The organism is Bradyrhizobium glycinis, assembly GCF_016031655.1.
GTDB lineage: Bacteria > Pseudomonadota > Alphaproteobacteria > Rhizobiales > Xanthobacteraceae > Bradyrhizobium > Bradyrhizobium glycinis.
On sequence record NZ_JACCHQ010000049.1, the window covers coordinates 1 to 21704 of the forward strand.

The following is a 21704-nucleotide window of genomic DNA, read 5'->3' on the forward strand; positions in this document are numbered from 1 at the left end:
TGTAACGTCCTCTCGATCGGCGACCGCTTCGATCTCCTTTGTCACTTCGCGGATCCGTTCTTCGAGGCGGCGGAGGTCGGCGAAGAGATCGCCCAGCAGGCGACGCATCACTGGTAACAAATCGTTTCCTTCGTCATTCAAAGCGCGCGGCAACTCGAGTTTGAACATTCCGGCACCCTGACGCAAAGGTACACCGTACTCGAGGCAGAAGGCCCGCATCTGATTGATCAGGCGTGTCCTCGAGCCGACCATCTGGTCACGGATTCGATGCAGGGCTTGAAGATCGACCTGGCCCTCCTCCTTTACGGCGACCAAGCGCATTGTCGGTCGCGTTGCGGCCTCAGCGATCGCCTCGGCGTCGATGATATCGTTCTTGTTTGATTTCACGTAGGGTTTCACGAATTGCGCGGGAATCAGGCGCACCTTGTGACCAAGTTCCTGTATCTTTCGGGCGAGCCACTGTGAACCGGCGCAGGATTCCATGCCAACTATGCTTGGTTGTGCCCGAGCAAAGAACTGAAGAAGGGTGACCCGTCGAAAGCGAACTTTCTGAACAGGTGTGCCGTTGCAGCTCAGGCCAACGACGTGGAACAGGTTCTTGCCAATGTCGATTCCATAGACTGCCGCCGGTCGCGGCAAATTGCGATGGGCCATGATACTCTCCTCTTTTGATCTCGCCTTCCTATGATGAAGGAGGAGGACGGGGCGGACCAGCCCATTAGTGGTGACGCCCGCGGCCAAGCGGAAGGCTGTCGCGCATCTCGTGGATGCCCACGGGATGAGCGAACGGCGGTCGGGTAAAGCCATCGGCTGCTGCCGCATGACCATGAGATATCGGACGACCCGAGCGGATGATGCCGGCGTTCGCCAGCGCATGAAGGCTATCGCCCAGGAGCGCCGCCGCTTCGGCTATCGGTGCCTGCGTGTTCTGCTCAAGCGGGAGGGCTTTGCGATCAACCACAAGAAGCTATTCCGGCTGTACCGGGAAGAGGAGCTGGTGGTGCGCCGCCGTGGCGGCCGCAAGCGGGCGATCGGGACCCGGGCGCCGATGACGGTGCCGATGGCACGGAACGACCGCTGGTCACTGGACTTCGTCTCCGATCAGCTCACGGATGGCCGCCGCTTCCGCATCTTGACCGTGGTCGATGACTGTACCCGCGAGTGCTTGGCGCTGGTGGCCGATACCTCGCTCTCCGGGGCCCGGGTGGCGCGGGAGTTGGATCGGCTGGTCATGGAGCGCGGCAAGCCGAAGATGGTGGTCAGCGACAACGGCACCGAACTTACCAGCAACGCCATCCTGACCTGGGCGATCGGAGCCGCGTCGCCTGGCATTATATCGCTCCGGGCAAGCCCATGCAGAATGGCTTCATCGAAAGCTTCAAAGGTCGGCTCCGGGATGAATTGCTGAACGAGACGCTGTTCGCGTCGCTGGCTCAGACCCGCGTCGCGCTCGGATGCTGGCGCGCCGATTATAACTACACACGACCGCACTCACAGCTCGGATGGAAGACGCCCTCCGAGTTCGCCTTCACCTGCCACCCGCGCCGGGATCTGGCGCTGCGCTATGCCGATGGCTCCGCGCCAGCTCCCGTCGCTACCACCGCCCAACTGGGCAAATCCAATGGCTTGAGCGAACTCAGAACTGGATAAAATCTGGGGGCAAGGTCACCCTAAACTCGCATCCACTCTCTCTCGATCAATCCAACATTCACCTTCCGAGGACGGCAAACAGCCTTTGCCGATCGATCCCTTAATGTCAGCCCCATAGAGCCCCCCTCGCGAATCAGGTGCTCAGAAAGGAATCACAAGTGATTCTTGCGATTCAAGTTTTCGCCGATCAGCGGATCAGCCCGAGTGGTCAAAGTTATGGGTAATTGAAAGCTTCACCGGGTGGATACGCTTCACATCAGCTGCCGGCCGAGCAAGATCGCCCCGATATCGCCCATAAACCGACACGCTGGAAGGCCCATCAAGGCAAACTTGACGCTCAGCGCCTGCTCTTTCTCGACGACACCTGGGTCAAGACCAACTGGATCTCGGCAGTCACAATGGCAGGGCTCGCGCGCAAACAACGAGCTTTTCGAGACACCGAACCCGACGAGGAACTAACTGAAGCGGCCCCGCTGCAGCTATCGCCTACGGGTCGGTGAAAGCTCTCAAGTGCCTTGCACCCAAGGCGCGGTGCTAGATCGCAGGTTTGTCGTTGACCTCCTCTGCCCTGACGCGACTCCCCACGTTGCGTAGCGTTGGACTGAGACGAGCATAGGCAAGCAAGCCGGCGAGCACAACGGACTCGAGGAGAAACGGACCGGGAGGGAAAACCTCATAAAGGTCACCGCGAACGGCGCGAAAAGCACATTAACACCACTGATCGTCCCAATGGCTCCGGCCACACGCGCCTGCTCTTTCATCGGAACGGAAAGGGACGCGCCGACGATGAAGCCCGGTCGGGCCAAGGAGAAGCCGAGGCTCGCCAGGCATAACCCAGGATGGCGATGGCAAGATATGACGAGAGGGCGACCGAGACGCTGCCGAGAGAGGCCAGTCCGGCACCCCACCGCAGTAGGGCTTTTGGTGTCATGCGGAAAATGGGGATGAGGGCCCAGAGCGCAAGCAAACTGGCGAGAGCCCCGCAGACCATCGCAATCTCGATATGGCCTTGCGCTATGCGCAGCAAGTCCTCTGATGGGAGCTCAGGTAGCTCTTTGCTCGTTTTGTCGATGATCAGCAAACCCAACGTCTGTGCCAGGGCATTCTGACAAACGAAGAGCAGGAAGCCGTAAGCGATGAAGGGGACAAAGTTGGAGCGGAGCCACGGCGGTCCACGCGCCCTCTTATCACTCCGGAGCGGTGGCTTCGTCGCCAAGATCGGCGCCTCATCTAGACAGCAGGCGACAATAACCAGCATTGTCGTGGCGATCAGGGCAAAAGCGTACAGCGGGCCCGCGTACCCAAAGCTTCCGATGATGAAAAGTGGCGCCAGCACTGGGCCAACCACGGTGCCAAGGCTAGAAGCCCTAGCGATGCTGGATATCCACCGCGTGCGGTCGGCAGGGCAGGTGCGCTCCGCGATATAGGTTTGATTCGCCGGGCTGGTGGCCGAGCCGAAGATCCCATAGATCGCGCGACAGACGAGGAAAAATCCGAAGACGATCGTGGGAGTTGTCAAGTGGGCCAGGCCGGCGCTGACCACCAGGCCGCAGAGCACCATGCGCGCTCCAGACGATGGTGATCACCAATTCCAGGCCATCGTGATCCCTCATTCCAGGGCATCGTGATCACCGTTTCCAGGGGATCGTGATCACCAATTCCACGGGATCGTGATCGCTATTTCCAGCGGATCGTGATCGGGGACAGCGAGCCGGACACCACTGACAGTCTGCAACCTAGGTAGCTTGGTCTTTTGCCCGATAGCAGAGGATCAGAGGATCGAGATGCCGACAGAGAGACTGTCCATGCGCCAAATTCGCGAAGTTTTACGCCTGCACTACAGCGTCGGCATGTCGCAGCGCGTTGTTACCCGCAGCCTCGGCGTGGCCCAGGGCACGGTCAACAAGTACCTCAACCTAGCACGCCGGGCCGGCCTGACGTGGCCGTTGCCGCCGGAGCTCGATGACGATGCCCGGCTCGAGACGCGCCTGTTTCCGCCACCGTCCGATCTACCCAGCGATGAGCGTCCGCAGCCGGATTGGGCGCTCGTTCATCGCGAGTTGCGGCGGAGGAACGTCACGTTGATGCTATTGTGGGAGGAGTATTGCGACTCCAAGTCCGACAGTTTCGGCTATTCGTGGTCTGCGAACGGTACAGGGAATGGGCTGGCCGCCTCAAGCCGACCTTGCGTCAAGTTCATGTCACCGGCGAGAAGCTGTTCGTTGACTATTCCGGCCACACGCTCGAGGTGGTCGATGGGCTCACCGGCGAGATCCGCACGGCGCAGATCTTCGTCGCCGTGCTAGGTGCTTCCAACTACACCTACGCTGAAGCCAGCCTCAGCCAGAGCCTGCCGGACTGGATCGGCTCCCATATCCGGGCCTTTGGCTTTTTCGGCGGTGTCCGCCCGGCAAACGGTGAGCGACAATCTCAAGGCCGGCATCACCCGGGCCTGCTTTCACGAGCCGATGGTCAACCGGACCTATGCCGATCTTGCCTGCCATTACCGCACTGCCATCGTTCCGGCACGGCCGTATCGGCCACGCGACAAGGCCAAGGTCGAAGTCGGCGTCCAAATCGTCGGGCGATGGATTCTGGCGCGCCTGCGGAACCGCCGTTTCTTCTCGCTCGCCGCCCTCAACGAGGCGATCCACGCACTGCTCGTCGATCTCAACAACCGACCGTTACGGAGCTGGGGACGAAGCCGGCGCGAGCTGTTCGAGGAGCTTGACCGACCGGCACTGACCCCATTGCCCGACGAACCCTACGACTACGCTGAGTGGAAGCGCTGTCGGGTGAACCTCGATTATCATGTCGAGATTGCCAAGCATTACTACAGCGTGCCTCACAACCTCGTGCATGAGGAGGTCGAGGCACGGATCACCCTAAAGACCGTAGAGATCTTCCTGCGCGGCAAGCGCGTCGCCTCCCAACTGCGCAGCTCTCTGCCGCATCGACCAACGAGGATTGCCGAGCATATGCCAAGCTCACATCGCCGCTACCGCGACTGGACCCATGAGCGCATCCGCTCCGAAGCCGCCAAGGTCGGGCCCGACGCCGAGACCCTGATCGAGGTCATCCTCCAGTCGCGGCCGCATCCCGAACACGGCTTCCGCTCGGCCATCGGCATCCTCGGGCTGGTCAAGCGCTACGGCGCGGAACGTGTCGACGTCGCCTGCGCCCGCGCGCTGCTGCTCAATGTCCGTTCCTACAAATCGGTCTCGCCATCCTCAAGAACGCCACCGATAAAGCCGCTCCTCCCGCCCAGGAGGCGCCCGTCCTCTTCCATGCCAACATCCGCGGCCGCAGCTACTACAACTAATCAGGAGATCATTGTGCTCATTCATCCGACCGTCGAACGCCTGCGCGCGCTCGGCCTCACTGCCATGGCCGATACCCTCATCGAACTGCAGAACAATCCCGAGGCCGCCGACATGCCACACCCCGATTGGCTCGGTCTCCCCGTCGATCGCGAGGTCACCGCTCGCGACAACCGACGTCTCGTGCGCGCTTGCGCAGTGCCAAGCTCCGCCAGGCTGCCGCCATCGAGAATGTCGACTATCGCACCGCTCGTGGTCTCGACCGTTCGCTCTTTCAGAGCCTCGCCACCTGTCAATGGATCCGCGAGCACAACCATCTCGTCATCGTCGGTCCGACCGGCACCGGCAAGTCTTGGCTGGTTGCGCGCTCGGCAACAGAGCCTGCCGCGACGGCTTCTCGGTCCTCTACAAGCGCGTGCCCCGCTTGTTCGCCGATCTCGCCCAGGCACGTGGCGAAGGCCGTCTCGCCCGACTAATCGCGGCGCTGGAGCGCGTCAATCTACTCATCCTAGATGACTGGGGACCCGAAGCGCTCACTGCCGACCAGCGCCGCGATCTACTCGAGATCGTCGATGATCGCTACGACAAGGGATCATTGTTGATCACAAGTCAGGTCCCCGTGGCGCAATGGCATGACGTGATTGCCGATCCCACACTCGGCGACGCCATATTGGACCGCATCGTTCACAACGCCCACCGCATCGAGCTCAAGGGCGACAGCCTGCGTCGTCGGGCCGACGATAGGACAACAGCGTGACCACCGCGCGCCCGATCGCCCCACCGGCCCACAGGTCCCTCCCGCGCGCGCCGCTGCGTCGCTCGTGGGGGCCACTCCGCGCCGCGCGCGGGGCCCTCCCAGGGACCGCTGGACCGATCTCCAAGCCCTTCCGCCCGTCTTGACCAGGAAGACCATTTCCAGCAGACATAAACACGTCAGTCGTGTCCGCCTCCGCAAGTGATCACCATCATCTGGAAACCGTGATCGCCATCGCCTGGAACGGCTGATCACCATCCGTGGAATACGCAGCACCATGGAAACCGCAAATCCAGCAAGGCCGATGATCATGGGGGGCTTACGACCACGCAGATCAGATTGACGAGCCTAGAACGGTGAGGTCACAGCCCACAATAGGGAGGAGAGCGAGAAAATTGCCGCCACCATCCAGTCCGCGATCCCAATCGACCGGCCGACCGACGGAAGCACTGACTGCAAGCCAGCTGCCAATCGCGGTAGTTATCGAAAGACAGAAGATGATAGCGAAGGCGCGGCGCGAGAGCCTGGGCATATCGGACACGTGGCGTTCTTGCTAACCCCGCTTGTTGCGAAAGTATTTGTCCGGCCGGCGTCCCACGTCTGCCAAAAAGGGAAAGCAAGCCATCGAAGCGCAGCTTATGCGAGTTCCGCGGCCGAATTTTCGTGTTGATCGTCCGTACTTGCCGAACTTCGGCATCTTAGACGTAAATTCAGGTGAAAGTGTTCTTGCCGCAGATCGGCAACGTTACATTCCACGATACCGGTGCCCAATTCCCATGCTTACCTTCTAATCACGGCTATTTTTCCGGTATAATCCTCACTCCGTTACTTACTTGTTTTTGCGGCGCGGCCCTGTTGCAGCATGACCCGCGCGAACGACGAGCCATGAGCGCTTCCTGCAAAGGCGCGATTAAGTCGTGGTTTGAACGCGAACGTCTAAAGCGCTGCATCATCGAAAGCCCGCGCCCAGCCACAACTCTTAAGGACAGCCTATTTCAGCGCGTGCGGGTTCACGGGCGAGCCAAAGCCGCCGGTAACCTCCAGAGGTGGAGCTGCAAGCAGGAAGCTGTACCGTCCGTCGGCGGCGCAGTCGGTGGCCAGCGCCTCTAGATTGAACATCTCGCCCAGCGGCATGCCCATGTCTCGCAGCGCCAGCATGTGGAAGGCGAGGGGCATCTCTGATGCCAGTCCCTCTGGATCCAGGATCTCGACGGCCATGTTGTCGCCGGCCACAGCGGCTAACGATTTGTCGTGAGCCCACTCGGCGCAGGTATAGCTTAGGCCTGGCTGCATTCCCATAAAGCTGCCGCGGTCTCCGTCTGCGGTGAACCACAGCATATGGCCAGTGCGCACCAAAAGGATGTCACCGGCTCCGACGCTCACGCTCTCCTTCTGACAGGCGGCGTTCAGATCATCGACCGTGATCGCGTAGTCGAGCGGCAGCCGCTCGACCCCCTTTAGCCGTGCGATGTCGAGGAGCACCCCGCGCGAAACAATGCCGGGAGCCGCCAGATGGTCGATGCCCATCTTGAGCGCGCCGCTTTCGGTGAGGCATTCGCGCGCGTTGCAGCCGTTGTAAAGATGGCCGTTATAGTGAACATGGCCGAGCGCGTCCCATTGCGTTGAACATTGCAAGGGCATGTGGATGACGTCATCGGAGTAGCAGACGTCCGGCGCGGCGGGACTCATCGGGGTGAAAAGGTCGGTCGCGTAGACCATCGGGTTGAACCGCTTGCGTCCCAGCTGAGGCCCATTGCGGTCGAACCGCAGACCGAGATTAAAGAGCTTGCCATCGCGTACCTCGACGGCTGCATTCTTCAGTGTTTCTGGCCCGATGTGGTTAAGCGTGCCGCGCTGATCGGCTTCGCCCCATCGCCCCCAGTTGCGCAGCTTGTCGGCAAGATAGTCAAAATTGACGGGCCGCATGGCCGGCTCCTTGTTTAGTCGCGAAATGTTGGGCGGCGTCGGACTGTTCGATGGAATGCCTCTTGGCTGGCTCGGCATTCTTGGTTGGCCAAGCGGCGCCATCACGAGCTATTGTGTCGTCGCGAAGAGCTTCTTCTGCGTGAGAAAGTTACCGATTCGCAACAATTCTGGCCGCTTAAATCGACCGGCGACCTGACGAATTTCTGCGCCCCACCGCGTCGATGCGCAGCTTTCCACAAGTGTACCCCGCCTCCTGATGTGCTCAGCAACTGATCGATTGGGTGAGCGCCGTTTAGGAAATGAAAACGCAACAGCGTCAGCGGGCTCTCGCCGTCAGCCGCTGCCCATTTGCTGCAACTGAACAGTGTCAGTCTGGAAAGCGAGATGTAGGCCAGTTCCTCCAGACAAAGCAGCATTTGGCAGCCATTGAGCATCTAGAGTACCTGGACCTGGTCGCTTACGCGACCCTTGCACCTGTGAAAGCCCTTTGCGGACTGCGGCGTTACTTTGCGTGGCTACCTAGCCGGCTCAACGCGGCTGATCGACGATGTCATATTCCCGCTACGTGACATCCTCGCTCGTTGCCGATGATTGGTTCTGACGATATTTATGAGAGCGGGGTGAGGAGGAGAAACTCGTGGGAGACCACGCCAAGATCATAGGTGGTATAGCTGACAAAGCGGACCCGTTCACCAGGTGGAAGTAGGTAAGGCTTCCGGAAATCGGATTCATAGGAGGCCGTCAGGAACTGTGACACCGAAAGTCCAAACATGTCATCGCAAGGCTCAGCCTCGACGGCCGATAGATAGATCATTCCTTGGGTCAAAGCCCCGCCATCAATCACGTATTTGATCTCGACATATTCTTCCATGCCGTGGCGCGAACCTTCGCGGCCAAGTCCGCTTTCCTTGACGCCGCCGAACGGCGCGACCTCGGTCGTGATCAGGCCGGTGTTGACGCCGACCATGCCCGTCTCCAGTGCCTCTGCCACGCGCCAGACGCGGCCCAGATCGCGCGAGTAGAAATAGGAGGCGAGACCGAAGGGCGAAGCGTTGCACATCGCGATCACGTCGGCCTCGTGCTTGAAGGGGATCACCGGCGCAAGCGGACCGAAAGTCTCCTCCTGTGACACGAGCGAGTCCGGCGTGACGTAGGCGAGGACGGTCGGCTCGAAGAACGAGCCTCCCAGGGCGTGTCGCTTGCCGCCGGTCACGACCTTGGCGCCGCGCTTAACAGCGTCCGCGATATGCCGCTCGATCTTGTCGACCGCATCCATGTTGATCAGCGGCCCCTGCACCACGCCTTGTTCTGTCCCGTCGCCGATCTTCATCGCCGCAACCTTCTTGGACAGCTTCTGCATGAATTCGTCGTAGATTCCTGCCTGTGCGTAGATGCGGTTGGCACAGACGCAGGTCTGGCCCATGTTGCGGTATTTGGAGAGCATGGCGCCTTCGGCCGCGGCCTCGATGTCGGCGTCGTCAAACACCACGAAAGGCGCGTTTCCGCCGAGTTCGAGGCCGAGCTTCTTCACGCCGACGGAGGCTTGCGATAGAGAATTTTTCCGACCTCGGTCGACCCGGTGAAGCCGACGAAGCGCACGGCCGGGTGTTCGCAGAAGACCTTGCCGATCGATCGCGAATCTCCGGTGATGACGTTGAAGACTCCCTTGGGTACACCGGCCTTCTCAGCGAGCGCGACAAGCGCCAGTGCCGAGAGTGGCGTTTCGCTGGCCGCCTTTAGCACCACGGTGCAGCCTGCCGCGAGCGCCGGCGAGACCTTGCGGTTGATCATCGAGTTCGGAAAATTCCACGGCGTGATTGCGCCGCAGAGGCCAATCGGCTGTTCGATCGCAAGCAACCTTGCATCCGGGCGCGGCGAGGGTATCGTTTCGCCATAGATGCGCCGCGCCTCTTCGGCAAAGAACTCGACATAGGCGCCACCGATATCGACCTCACCAAGCGCCTCGGAGAGCGGCTTGCCCTGCTCCGACGTCAGGATTAGCGCGAGATCCTCGCGATTGGCGACGATCAGTTCGTACCATTTGCGCAGAATGTTGGAGCGTTGCTTGGCTGTGTGCTTAGCCCATGCGAGGAACGCACGTTCAGCAGCTTCCACGGCTCTCGTGCAGTCGTCGGCGGAGAGCTGCGGCACCTTGGCGAGCTCCATGCCGGTCGCCGGATTGTTCACCGAAAAGCTCGGCGGTCCGACCCAAGCGCCGTCAATGTAGCAGGCCTCCCGCAGAAGCGCCGGGTCCTTCAGGCGGTCGCGCAGCATGAAGGGACCTTGCTTAGCTTGTGCGGCGGCGGTCGGGGTCATCCCGTTACTCCTGGCGGCTATCGAATCCGAGCGACCCGGACTTCCGCCGATACCGGAAAAAGGCCGCGCGAGACACCGCGCGGCCGAGTCAGGGAGGAAACGCCCCGAAGGGCACTGAATAGGAGCGCTGTAGATGAACTCGCTGGCAACCCCAATCTTGCACGAAACGTCGTCAACTCGTGCAAGCGAACATCGCATACTCATTTTTCGTTTGAGGATTGGCGGCGTTCACCGGCGTATTCTGCGGTTTTTATGCGAAAATCTCGCCAAGCTCACGGCAACTGCGACTTTGAAGCATTTCGCGCGAGATTGTTTGAACTTGTGTGTTGTTTATCGAGGTGCATCGAGCATCCCGCTCGGTGTATTCGCGCGTACCCCTTGGCAGAGTCCGTTTCAGAATTTCGAAATCAATCGAAATTGGTCAGCGCCTCGTCACGGAGAAACATGTGGCTCGGCGCTCTAGCGGACATTATATTCAGTGGAAGTCATAGCAACCACGATCGTGGGACGGCTCGCTTTGCAAGAACCTGAATCCTCTATCAGCCCTCGGAGGGAAACTCGATCGGTACGGCAAAGCCCGCCTTTATCCGATCTAACACAACCATCGTGTTTCAGTCCGTTTAAGTCAGGGTTCGCATGGAAAAAATTTCTGGTGAACTCCTCATAATCCTCCATGGTGCGGGCGGTAACATAAAGGACGAAGTCCGCATCTGACGGTAACGTAGAAACCGATGACGACTTCAACTGATGATTTAACGGCCTTCTTGAACTTGTCGACTATATCTGCCCGCTCTCGCTCCAGGCTCGCAAGCATGAGCATTTGGACACGCCTGCCTACCGCCTTCGGCGAAACGGTCGAGATGTCGGCCTCGATGATGCCTCAAGAACGAAGCCTCTTCAGACGGCGCTAACACGCGGTCGCAAGGCCGGCCAGTTCGACCTCCTCGGAAATTACTCGGTTGTTTTTTGCACAATCTCGAGCATGCGGGCATCTACGCCGATCGTACTGCATAACCGGACCCCAATCTTGAGGTGAATTTCACCGCGAAAACGCCTCACCGAAGGAAATAGCCCGAGACTATCCAGAGTCAGGGATCTTTTCAAAAATGTGATCGCGATAGGCCGTTGGTGCCGGCCGCGACGAAAGCCGGCGCGACATGATAGATGAGACCGGTTCACTCCTTGCGATTGCGTTCGCGCGTCCGGGCTTTCAGTTGGCGGTCGCCGCTCGCAGCTGGATCACGTTGCTCTCAAGAAAAACGAACGCCTACAAACAACACCTTCACCGCCTCAGGGCGTCTTTCCTACATGCTTCGACGGTTGGGCCTTCGGCAAGCTCAAGCGAGCCTCTTAGCGGTTTCAGCCGAAGTTTGCTTGGGTGCCGACGTGAAGGGCAGCGTTCCCGATCGAACAGCCTGCGGCATGATCGCAGTCGTCCTACAGGACATTTCCCAAGACTTGGGCTATTTATCGGAGTGGCACCTTCTGCCTGCTGAGTATGAACGGCAGCTTGGAGGTGGAAGTCCGCCACACAGCTAGAGCGGGATGGGGTTAATTTGAATCGATTTGGGATTCCCAAATCGGTGCGTTTCTGATTCACCATGCTGGCTGGGCGGAGGCCAGCATGGATGGGCAAGCCTTATTCTGTAGATCTACGCAAGCGTGTGGTGGCCGCGATCGAGGGCGGTATGTCTCGCAATCAGGCCGCCAAGCGATTTGGAGTGGCGATCAGCACAGCAATCGGCTGGATGCAGAGGGTCGAGAAGACGGGCAGTGTGGAGCCCAGCCAGATCGGCGGCTACAAGCCAAAGGCGATCTCGGGCGAGCATGCGGTCTGGTTGTCGCAACGGATCAAGGATGGTGACTTCACCATACGTGGATTGGTCGCCGAGCTTGCCGGCCGCGGCCTAAAGGTCGACTACCACTCGGTTTGGGACTTTGTGCACGCAGAGAAGCTCAGCTTCAAAAAAAAGCGTGGCGGCTGGCGAACGCGATCGACCCGAGGTCGCGCGGCGGCGAGCCCAGTGGACAAAATATCAAGATCGCGTCGAAGCTGAGCGGCTCGTCTTTATCGACGAGACCTGGACCAGGACCGATATGGCACCCTTGCGGGATGGGCGCCGCGCGGGCGCAGGCTTCACGCCAAGGTCCCCCACGGCCGCTGGAAGACCATGACCTTCCTGGCAGCCCTGCGCCATGACCGGATCGATGCGCCATGGTTCATCGAAGGGCCGATCGATGGCGCCAGTTTTCGCACCTATATCGAGAAGGTTCTCCTGCCTGTCCTTGGATCCGGCGATATAGTTGTCCTGGATAATCTCGGCAGCCACAGGAGCAAAGCAGTTCGCCAGCTCATCCCTTCAGTCGGCGCCAAGCTCTTCTTCCTGCCAAAATACTCGCCCGACCTGAACCCGATCGAACAGGTCTTTGCCAAGCTCAAGCACCTGCTCCGCAAAGCGGCCGCCCGAACCGTCGATGCGGTCTGCGCCGCAATCGGCCACGCACTCGATGCCTTCAGCCACCCAGGAATGCGCCAACTACCTCAAAAATTCAGGCTATCGAACTTAATGCCATCCCGCTTTAGGTGAGGTTTAGCGAAGCGCAACGGTCGTCATCATGCCCGTCGCTCCTGAATGCGGCTGCGCTGGAAGGTACTGCTAGTGCCTACGCCGCGCCGCTGATCAGCAGCTAGAGCGCGCTCGCGGCGCGGTCGGGCACATCCTCCTTCCAGCGTACCGATCCAAACGGGCGCTCCAGCATGCGTCGGATGCGAACGGGCTCCGGTCCGATATGGAAAGCCGTCGCCTGCTCATCTAACGCACGCTCCGACTGAGTCCAGCGGTTGCGTTGGCGCAAGTAATCGAGCCATGTCGGGCAGTGATAGCGCTCGGTCCATAGCTCGGGGTCGGCGATATCGCGGGCAATCGACCAACCATAGGCACCGTTGCGTTGTCGGTAGAGCTGCACATCCTGCATGACATTATGGAAGGCTCGCGCATTTTCCGAGGCCACCCGATATTCGAGCTCAACCACCAGTGGGCCACTGCGGTAGGTTAACGGAAGTCGCACCTTGGGATCGGCAAGCATCTCAGCGTCCTCTCCCCGCTCGGTGATAGGCGGCATGCACAACCAGCGCCCAAGAAGCGGTAAAAGCAGCATCAGTGCGGCCGAGATGAGCAGCGTGATATCGACACCGACAGCATCGGTGAGACGGCCCCAGCCCCAACTGCCAATGGCAAGGCCCCCGCAGAACGAAGCTTGCCAAGCCGCAAGCGAGCGGCCCGCAACCCAGCGCGGGGCGGAGAGCTGCACGCCAATGTTGAACAGCGTCCACACTATCGTCCATACGGCGCCCGCCAAAACCAGCGCGGCGGCTGTCAAGATCGCATTGTGACTAAGCGCGACCGCCGCGATCGCGCCGCTCATCGATAGTGTGCAAGCACGAACTGCAGCCTCGCCGCTCATACGCCTGCGCATCTCGCTGATGTTAAGAGCCCCGACCACTGCGCCCAACCCGAACGCACCTAGCATGACGCCGTAAGTTTGAGCGCCCCCGTGCAACAGGTCGCGAGCGACGATGGGCATTAACGCTTGGAGTCCGCTTCCGACAAGGCCGGTTATCATGGTGCGAGCTACCACGATCTTGATCGAAGGCGAATTGGCGATGTAGCGCACGCCTGAGACCATGGCGCGGCTCAGGTTTTCGCGCGGCAGCCGCGACGGCTCCGCGACACGTTTCCAGAGAAACAGCGCCACCGTCAGAGGTAGATAGAGTAATGCGTTGATTGCAAAGGCCGCGCCCGCGCCTGCTGTCGCAACAACGATTCCTCCGACCGCGGGCCCAAAGCTACGCGCGATGTTGTAGCTAATGCCATTCAGGGCAACCGCGGATGGCAGCATCTTCGCCGGAACCTGCTCGCTGACCGAGGAACTCCAGGCTGGCCCCATCAAAGCCATGCCGCCGCCGACCACAAAGCAGAGCACCAGCAGCAGATTCGGTGTGGTGAGGCCCGACAAATCGAGAGCAGTCAACGCTGTCGCGCCGCAGAGCGCGATCGAGAGCGCAACCAGCGTCACGATTCGACGATCATACATGTCGGCGATGGCGCCGGCCGGCATGGAGATCAACATGACAGGAAGCAACAAGGCTGTCTGCACCAGCGCGACTTTATCGGCTGACGACGTCATCTCTGTCATGGCCCAAGCCGCGCCGACGCCCTGGATAAGTATACCCAGGTTCGACAGCAGGCTCGCCAGCCAAATCCGTCGAAAAGTGGGGTAATGCAGCGGCGCGGTAATTCCATCGGCGCTGGGAGTCTGGAGTTCGGAAGGAATCGTCATTTGGATTCACAGACCGTGCGCGGCAACCTGACCGAGCTCGGTATCGGTCGCGGAACGCTGAAGTTAGATTGGACGAGCGGTTCTGGCCCGCCCTCAAACATCCGAAACTCGTGTTGCGTGCCCATTTTGAGTTTGCTGCTTCTGTCGCAACCCGCAAGCCCAATATCTAGATCTAGGAATGATTTGTCGCGCTCTGATTGGAGATCGTTCCGAGATCTCTGACAGCGTTAGCACTGCCCCGCAACGCAGTCATGTTCGATCCGGTCATCACGGCCATAACGGCTTTCGTGTTTGCTCTCAAATCCGCAGCATCGGTTCACTTGGCTGCGATCCGGGTTGTTGGAGCACCGATGCGCCTCTACCGCAGAGCGAATTAGCATCACCAAATATACAAGAGCGCTTGTGCTTGTTTCTCGCGTTATGCCCGGATAAGCGATGAAAAAAAGCGCGAAGCCTCAGAACAACGGTGCAAAGGCAGCAACTTCAGTCCTCGTGAGGGGGCTCTACGGGGATCGCAAAACCAGCCTTTACGCGATCCATGACGACCATTGTCTTAAACCCTTTGATGTCAGGATTCTCGTAGAAGAAACGTCGGGTGAATTGCTCGTAATCTTCCATGGTCCGCGCCGTAATATAAAGGACGAAGTCAGCGTCCCCAGTGACGTAGAATCCGTTGACGACCTCAGCCGACGCCTTGATCGCCTTCTTGAACCTGTCAATGATGTCTGCGCGCTCACGCTCGAGACTTACGAGCACGAGCATCTGAATAGGCCGTCCCACCGCCTTTGCCGAAACAATCGAGACGTCGGCCTCGATGATGCCGGCACAGCGGAGCCTCTTCAAACGTCGTTGGCACGCAGTAGCAGAAAGCCCAGCAAGTTCGCCGATGATCTCAGATGTCAGGCGATTGTTCTTCTGCACAATCTCCAGGATGCGGGCGTCTGTCCGGTCGTATTGCATAAATTAGGCTCCAGGTGAATTCCGCTGCAAAGTGGCAAGGTCCTGCAGGAAACCGTCCACGCGATGGTTAAAAGCGACGCAAATCTGTCGCTGACATTAGTATCCTGATTGTCAGCAGAATTTCAACAAGATGCCCGCCAAGGACTTCGAAATGGTTTTCCAAGCTGCCCGGCCCAACAGTCTACCTCAGGTCGGGCTAGCTAAGGTGCATCTCGAGAAGCTGCGCCGCCGCGATTTTGTTGCGGGGAGCGCTCTGATCGATGGGCGCTGGATTGGGGGTGACCAAAGAGACGTTGTCGTCGATCCGGCAACTGGCGAAGTGATCGCCGAAGTTGCTCGTTGTGGCGCCGCAGATATGAATCTTGCGATCGAGGCAGCGCAACGATCTTTTGCTCAATGGCGAGATCTGCTGCCAGAGAGGCGGGGTGCGATTCTCAGGACTTGGGCCTCGTTAATGCTCGCCCATGTGGAGGAGCTTGCCGTCCTCCTAACTTGCGAGCAGGGCAAGCCGCTCGCGGAAGCAAGGTACGAAATTGGATATGGTGCGGGATTTCTCCAGTGGTTTGCCGCAGAGGGAGAGCGCGCCTATGGTGAGACGATCCCAAGCCACAAGCCTGGGAGTGTGCTTCAGGTGAGAATGCAGCCCGCCGGCGTTGCGGCGGCAATCACTCCTTGGAATTTTCCTGTCGCCATGATTACGCGAAAGGCCGGGGCCGCCATGGCGGCTGGCTGCCCGGTCGTCGTGAAGCCTGCGCCCGAGACGCCGCTCTCGGCACTTGCACTGGCGAGGTTGGCTGAAGAGGCTGGGGTTCCGCCCGGTGTGTTTCAAGTGCTCGTCGGCAATCCAATCGAGCTCTCAAAACCTCTGTTGCGGGATGCAAGGGTACGAGCCCTTTCGTTCACGGGGTCGACAGAAGTTGGTCGTTTGCTACTGCAGGGGGCCGCGGAGACGGTAAAGAAGGTCTCTCTCGAGCTCGGAGGACATGCCCCCTTTATTATCTTTGATGATGTCGATCTCGACAAGGCCGTCAAAGGTGCGATGGCCGCCAAGTTTGCCACGTCCGGCCAGGACTGCTTAGCGGCTAACCGAATGTACGTACAGAGGGGCATTTATAGTGCCTTTGTCGAGAGATTGTCTGCGGCAATCACGCGGCTCAGAGTTGGTCATGGCCTTGAGGCTACGACTGATATCGGGCCGATGACGAAGTCGTCCGTGGCCGAAAAATGTAGGGCCCAGATTGCTGACGCGATGGCAAAAGGGGCGCGGGTTGTTTCTGGGAAGCAAGACCGCGTCTTCGGGCAGAACTTCGTCTGTCCAACATTGCTGAGCGATGTCACTGACGACATGCTCATTTCGGGCGAGGAGACATTCGGCCCGGTTGCCGCAGTACTTCCGTTCGGCTCCGAGGAGGAGGTCCTGGCCCGAGCCAATTGCAGTGAAATGGGCCTGGCCGCCTACGTCTACACCGACAGCTTGCGTCGAGCGCTGCGACTTTCTGAGAACATCGAGTACGGAATGGTTGGTATCAATACGGCCTCATTCACTGGGCCCCCAATTCCGTTTGGAGGTTGGAAGCAATCCGGCCTCGGTCGCGAAGGTTCGCGACATGGCATTCAGGAATACATGGAACTGAAATACGTCTGCTTCGGCGATCTGGTCGATTAGGAGAAATGGTATGAACGATATCAAGACGATCGCCGAAAAAGATCGCGCGACTGTTCTGCACCCCTTCACCCAACTTAAGGATTTTGTTACCGGCAAAATTGGTGATCCGACAATCGTCACCGGCGGGAGGGGTATTCGCATCGAAGACGCCAAGGGACATAGCTACATCGATGGCTTTGCTGGTCTTTACTGCGTCAATATTGGGTACGGCCGGACCGAGGTGGCCGAGGCGATTGCGCGGCAGGCCTACAAATTGGCCTACTACCATACATATGCTGCCCACACGACCGACGAGCTGGCTATTCTGTCGGATCGCCTCGTGCGAATGGCGCCTGGTAAACCAAGCAAAGTCTTCTACGGGTTATCCGGATCAGACGCCAACGAGACCCAGGCTAAGCTTGTCTGGTATTACAACAACTTGCGCGGTCAGCCCAAAAAGAAAAAGATTATCTCGCGCGAGCGCGGTTACCATGGCTGCTCAGTCGTTTCCGGCTCGATGACCGGCATGTCGTTCTACCATGATCATATGGACCTGCCCTTTCCGGGTATCTTGCACACAGGCGCGCCCCACCACTACTGGGGTGCCGAGCTAGGTGAGACGGAAGAGGCTTTCTCTCGTAGACGTGCGGCTGAGCTAGAAGAGATGATCGTGCGTGAGGGGCCGGAAACGATCGGCGCCTTTATTGGTGAGCCGGTGCTGGGTACAGGAGGGATCACGCCGCCGCCCGACGGTTATTGGCGTGAAATTCAAGCGGTACTGCGACGCTACGACGTTCTTTTGATCGCAGATGAAGTGATTTGTGGATTCGGTCGCACCGGCGCTGAGTTCGGCAGCACTCTTTATGGAATGGAGCCCGACCTTGTAACAGTGGCCAAAGGTCTGACCTCCGGTTACATGCCACTCTCGGCGGCAATCGTAGGCGAGAGGGTCTATGCAGCCATGGAAGAAGCCGCGGATCGTGTCGGCGCATTCTCCCACGGCTATACTTATTCCGGCCATCCGATCGCGGCCGCAGCTGCTAACGCCGTCCTCGATATCGTGCAGAAGGAGCAACTAAGCGAACGGGCGAGAACCGTGGGCACGCATTTTTTGAAGCGGCTCAAGGAGCGGTTTGCACAGCTGGAGATTGTCGGGGAAGTAAGAGGCGTCGGCCTACTCGGTGCCGTAGAGTTCGTCGCTGATCGCCAGACGAAACGACGCTTTGACCCGCAGCTCAAGGTGGGCGCCCGCATCTCCAAGGCAGCTCGCGACAGGGGACTTATCGCGCGAGCAATGCCGCATGGAGACATTCTAGGTTTCGCTCCACCTCTCGTCGTTTCCGAACATGAGATAGATGAGATCGTCGAACTCGCCTATCGCGCGACGAAGCAAGTCATGGACGAGCTTACGAAAGAATCGGCAATATAAACCGGTTCCTGTATTCCGATCTGAACTCAGCTGTCTGTCCAATTTGCTGATCTTCGGCAGGCTTGTTGCAGTTGGAAGGAGTGGGGCTGGCGTCGCGAAGGAAGGGGCTGCCGAACCGCTCAATAGCACGCCCGGGCAGCTTCGGCCTGATGATGGTCGTGCTTGCCGGGTTTTTGGGGGGGCGATCATCGCGTGACGGCGGTTTGCGGCTGTGCCGGCGTCGCGTGATAACGGCGGTCGCCGCCTACAGCAGCATCGCGAACGTCTTGGTTAAGAGACAGGCGTGGAGTGCATGTAGGGTGCGTATCCTAATTAGATGGGAAAATCGTCGACAGGGAAGCCTGCTAGTTGCGGCCTTTCCTCGCCAATCGACGCTTCCTTGCCGTTTTTGCGCGTCAATATGGCCTTGGACGGTGTAAATTGTTTCGGCAAACGATGTAGGGCTGTGTCAGCTAGGGGAGGAGTGCCATGATAATGAAGGATCGTGTTGGCGGTTTACATCGTGGCCTGAGCCGGCGCTCATTTGTCCAATCGGCAGCGGCTTTACTGAGCACGCCGTTCGTTGCGAGGGCTACCGCAGCCTGGGCGCAGGAAAGGCTTGCTGGCAGCGGGGAAGTTGTCGTCTTCAGCTACGGCGGATCGTACACGCAGGCGGTGAGAAAGTACGTTTATGAGCCCTTCACAAAAGCGACGGGCATTGCTGTGATCGACGTGACCGCTGACATTGCCGAACCTCAAGTGAGGGCGATGACCCGCGCCGGGCGCGTCGATTGGGATGTCGCCTTGATTGACGGGCAGAATTACCCGACCATGCATGATGCTGGTTTGTTTCGGTCCATTGACTACGGTTTGTGGGATGATGAAGCACTTAAGGGGGCACCGCAAAGTGCTCGCCTGAGTGACGCGGTCGTTGCATTCCGTTCGACGACCTTGCTCGCTTATGATGAACGTTCCTTCCCCAAGGGAGGGCCGCAAAATTGGGCCGATTTTTGGAACGTCAAGGCTTTTCCCGGGCCGCGTGGCCTCAGCAGTATTGCCAGGCATATGGTCTTGGCACTCGCGGCTGACGGTGTGCCAAATTCGGATCGTTGGCCGCTGACCGATGACAAGGTCGAGAGGGCTCTTAAGAAGCTCTCGGAAATCAAGCCGAATGTCGCGAAATGGTGGACGGCGGGAGGTGAGCCTGTTCAAGCGTTGATCAATCGGGAGTTCGTGATGACGAGCTGCTACGATGGTCGTGCGCTGTCGGCCATTCGCCAGGGAGCGCCTATTCGCATGGTGTGGAGCGGTGGAAATCTGGTCTATGTCTATTGGACCGTGCTCAAAGGCGCTCCTAACAGCGGAAACGCACAAAAGCTGGTTGCATTCCTGAACCGGGCTCAGAATGCCGCGGCATTCACGATGGGCACAAACCTTACAGGCCCCAATGTGAATCAGCTCGAGCATTTGCCGGCAGATCTCGTTCCGCTTCTCAGCATCACTGAGGACAATGCATCCCAGCTAGTGCCTCAGGATGATGCTTGGCTCGCCGCCAAACGCCCTGACGGCAAGACCAATGTAGATCATCTCCAGGAGCGCTGGCTGGCATGGCGGGCACAATGAGTTCATTGGCAATCAAAGGTGCGCAATCCTCGCGACCTTGGCCCACGCCGTGGGCCTGGCTATTGCTGCCTGGAAGCGTCTTCCTCGTGGTACTCTTTGTCGTGCCGCTCACGGGGCTTCTGCTGCTTGCGTTCGGGATGCCAAATTGGACTCTCGCGAATTTTTCGCGCATCGGCGACACCCCTGTCTATCTGACCGTGATGCGTAACACGCTGGAGATCAGCGTGACAGTGACCGCGCTCGCCTTCGTGCTTAGCTATCCCATCGCTTACGCGCTCACGACAGGCGGAATGGTATTGCGCACCTTTTTGCTTATCGGGGTCGTGCTGCCTTATTTCACCAGCACTTTGGCACGGACCTTCGCCTGGATTGTTCTTCTTGGGCGCAATGGCGTCGTTAACCAGTTCTTGCTGGAGCTCGGCTGGGTGTCCCAACCAATCCCGCTGCTCTACAACCGATTTGGTGTGATCCTCGGCATGACCCACATTGTCATGCCGATGATGATCCTGCCGATGTACACGGTCATGTCTAGCATTGACCCGAAACTTATGCGTGCTGCGAGGGCGAATGGAGCGAGCCCGCTCGCCGCCTTCCTCACCATCTTTCTACCGCTCAGCCTACCGGGCCTGATTGCGGGGGTTCTGCTCGTGTTCATCTATTGTCTCGGTTTCTACATCACACCTGCGTTGATGGGTGGGCTGTCAGACGTCATGATCACCATGGCCATCAGCTCGCAGATCCTGGAGCAACTCAATTGGAATTTCGGCGCTGCGCTTTCCGTGGTCCTCCTGCTGGCCGTCCTGAGCTTATTGTGGATTGGCTCGCGCTTCTTCCCCATTGAGCAGCTGCTGGGATTCTCAGACGGCAAGCTTGGTTCAAGCGTTACTCGCCGCCAGATTGGCGCCAAAATGTTGATGCGGATCGGCTCCGCGGCAAACGCTCTTGATCGCTGGTTTCCTTCGATGAGAGGTCGAGGTGTCCCGATTCTGGCAGGCTTTCTGGCTGTACTTCTCCTGCTGCCGGTACTGATCGTTGCGTATTTGTCGTTCAGCGCCTCGTCCTACTTTGTCTTTCCGTTGCCAGGTTACTCGCTGCGCAACTACGAAGCCTTTCTGTTCGACACGCTGTGGGTGCGCGCGACCTTCACCAGCATCCGCATTGCGTTGATGGCGGTTGCCATGGCAACTGCGCTAGGCGCCATGCTTGCCTTCGGTCTGTCGCGCGGCACCATGCCAGGTCGTGGAACTATGATCGCGCTCTTGCTGTCACCGATTATTATGCCGACTGTAATCGTGGCCGTCGCGACCTATTTCTTGCTGGCGCGGTGGGGCCTGCAGGGCACCGAGTTCGGCCTGGCACTTGGTCACGCGGTCCACGCCATCCCCTACGTGGTGGTGATTGTGGTTGCCAATCTGCGCGACCTTAACCCGAGCTACGAACGTGCAGCCCGCAGCCTTGGTGCCGGGCCTTGGGCCACTATGCGCACAATCGTCGCGCCGCTGGTCCTGCCGGCGCTCATCGTTGCTAGTTTCTTTGCGTTCCTGGCCTCGTTCGACGACGTTGTCTACGTGCTGTTCCTTGGCATCGGAAAGATCACGACCTTGCCGATGCGCATGTGGGAAGGAATCCGGCAGGACATCAGTCCCACCATTGCTGCCGTAGCCACGCTGCAGATGCTGTTTGCGACGATCGTGATCGTCGTCGGTACCCTGCTGAGACGGCAAAAAAAGACCTGACGGCCCTGACTGGGTCGGCAGGTCA

Annotated in this window: 9 protein-coding genes and 6 pseudogenes; 8 read left to right on the forward strand and 7 right to left on the reverse strand. The window is 59.1% G+C overall.

Annotated features, from left to right (window positions below; genetic code table 11):
* Positions 1-654: IS110 family RNA-guided transposase (locus HZZ16_RS36170; RefSeq protein ID WP_197955552.1), on the reverse strand; the 654-nt coding region annotated here is incomplete at its 3' end.
* A 67-nt stretch (positions 655-721) separates the two neighbouring features.
* Here HZZ16_RS36170 and HZZ16_RS36175 point away from each other — a divergent pair.
* A pseudogene (locus HZZ16_RS36175) lies at positions 722-1650 on the forward strand (IS3 family transposase); the annotation flags it as partial.
* Positions 1651-2407: 757 nt separating this feature from the next.
* Here the strand turns inward: HZZ16_RS36175 and HZZ16_RS36180 are convergent.
* Positions 2408-3211 carry an MFS transporter gene (locus tag HZZ16_RS36180; RefSeq protein ID WP_197955555.1) on the reverse strand — a complete coding sequence of 268 codons (804 nt, stop codon included), beginning with the start codon at positions 3209-3211 and terminating at the stop codon, positions 2408-2410.
* A 223-nt stretch (positions 3212-3434) separates the two neighbouring features.
* On the opposite strand from HZZ16_RS36180, the pseudogene istA reads away from it, so the two are divergent.
* Positions 3435-4972, forward strand: a pseudogene (gene istA, locus HZZ16_RS36185) (IS21 family transposase).
* Between the two features lie 13 nt (positions 4973-4985).
* Positions 4986-5727 (forward strand): annotated as a pseudogene (istB, locus tag HZZ16_RS36190) (IS21-like element helper ATPase IstB).
* A gap of 987 nt (positions 5728-6714) precedes the next feature.
* Here istB and HZZ16_RS36195 read toward each other — a convergent pair.
* The 3 genes and pseudogenes from HZZ16_RS36195 to HZZ16_RS37785 all read right to left on the reverse strand — a co-directional run bounded on the left by HZZ16_RS36195 (position 6715) and on the right by HZZ16_RS37785 (position 10978).
* Complete coding sequence (locus HZZ16_RS36195; protein ID WP_197955556.1) at positions 6715-7650, reverse strand: cyclase family protein; 936 nt, start codon at positions 7648-7650, stop codon at positions 6715-6717.
* An 829-nt stretch (positions 7651-8479) separates the two neighbouring features.
* Positions 8480-9966, reverse strand: a pseudogene (locus HZZ16_RS36200) (NAD-dependent succinate-semialdehyde dehydrogenase); the annotation flags it as partial.
* A gap of 539 nt (positions 9967-10505) precedes the next feature.
* Positions 10506-10978, reverse strand: a pseudogene (locus HZZ16_RS37785) (Lrp/AsnC family transcriptional regulator).
* Positions 10979-11594: 616 nt separating this feature from the next.
* On the opposite strand from HZZ16_RS37785, the pseudogene HZZ16_RS36205 reads away from it, so the two are divergent.
* Positions 11595-12534: pseudogene (locus HZZ16_RS36205) on the forward strand (IS630 family transposase).
* Between the two features lie 120 nt (positions 12535-12654).
* Here HZZ16_RS36205 and HZZ16_RS36210 read toward each other — a convergent pair.
* Together HZZ16_RS36210 and HZZ16_RS36215 are read right to left on the reverse strand one after the other, a co-directional pair.
* Entirely contained in the window at positions 12655-14307 is a 1653-nt protein-coding gene (locus HZZ16_RS36210) for an MFS transporter (RefSeq protein ID WP_197955558.1), read from the reverse strand.
* 483 nt (positions 14308-14790) lie between these two features.
* A complete protein-coding gene (locus tag HZZ16_RS36215; protein WP_197955559.1) occupies positions 14791-15267 on the reverse strand; it encodes an Lrp/AsnC family transcriptional regulator in 477 nt (158 codons plus the stop codon).
* 151 nt (positions 15268-15418) lie between these two features.
* Here HZZ16_RS36215 and HZZ16_RS36220 point away from each other — a divergent pair, with 151 nt between their 5' ends.
* From HZZ16_RS36220 to HZZ16_RS36235, 4 genes are all read left to right on the forward strand, one after another.
* Positions 15419-16933, forward strand: coding sequence for an NAD-dependent succinate-semialdehyde dehydrogenase (locus HZZ16_RS36220; RefSeq protein WP_197955569.1), 1515 nt, complete (start codon positions 15419-15421; stop codon positions 16931-16933).
* Positions 16934-16943: 10 nt separating this feature from the next.
* Positions 16944-18341, forward strand: a complete 1398-nt coding sequence (locus HZZ16_RS36225) for an aminotransferase (protein WP_197955563.1) — start codon at positions 16944-16946, stop codon at positions 18339-18341.
* A 474-nt stretch (positions 18342-18815) separates the two neighbouring features.
* A complete protein-coding gene (locus HZZ16_RS36230; RefSeq protein ID WP_197955565.1) occupies positions 18816-19943 on the forward strand; it encodes an ABC transporter substrate-binding protein in 1128 nt (375 codons plus the stop codon).
* The gene (locus HZZ16_RS36235) at positions 19928-21679 is read left to right on the forward strand and encodes an ABC transporter permease subunit (RefSeq protein ID WP_197955566.1); all 1752 of its coding nucleotides are present in this window, start codon (positions 19928-19930) and stop codon (positions 21677-21679) included. The genes HZZ16_RS36230 and HZZ16_RS36235 overlap by 16 nt, the downstream gene beginning before the upstream one ends.
* Positions 21680-21704: the final 25 nt, after the last annotated feature.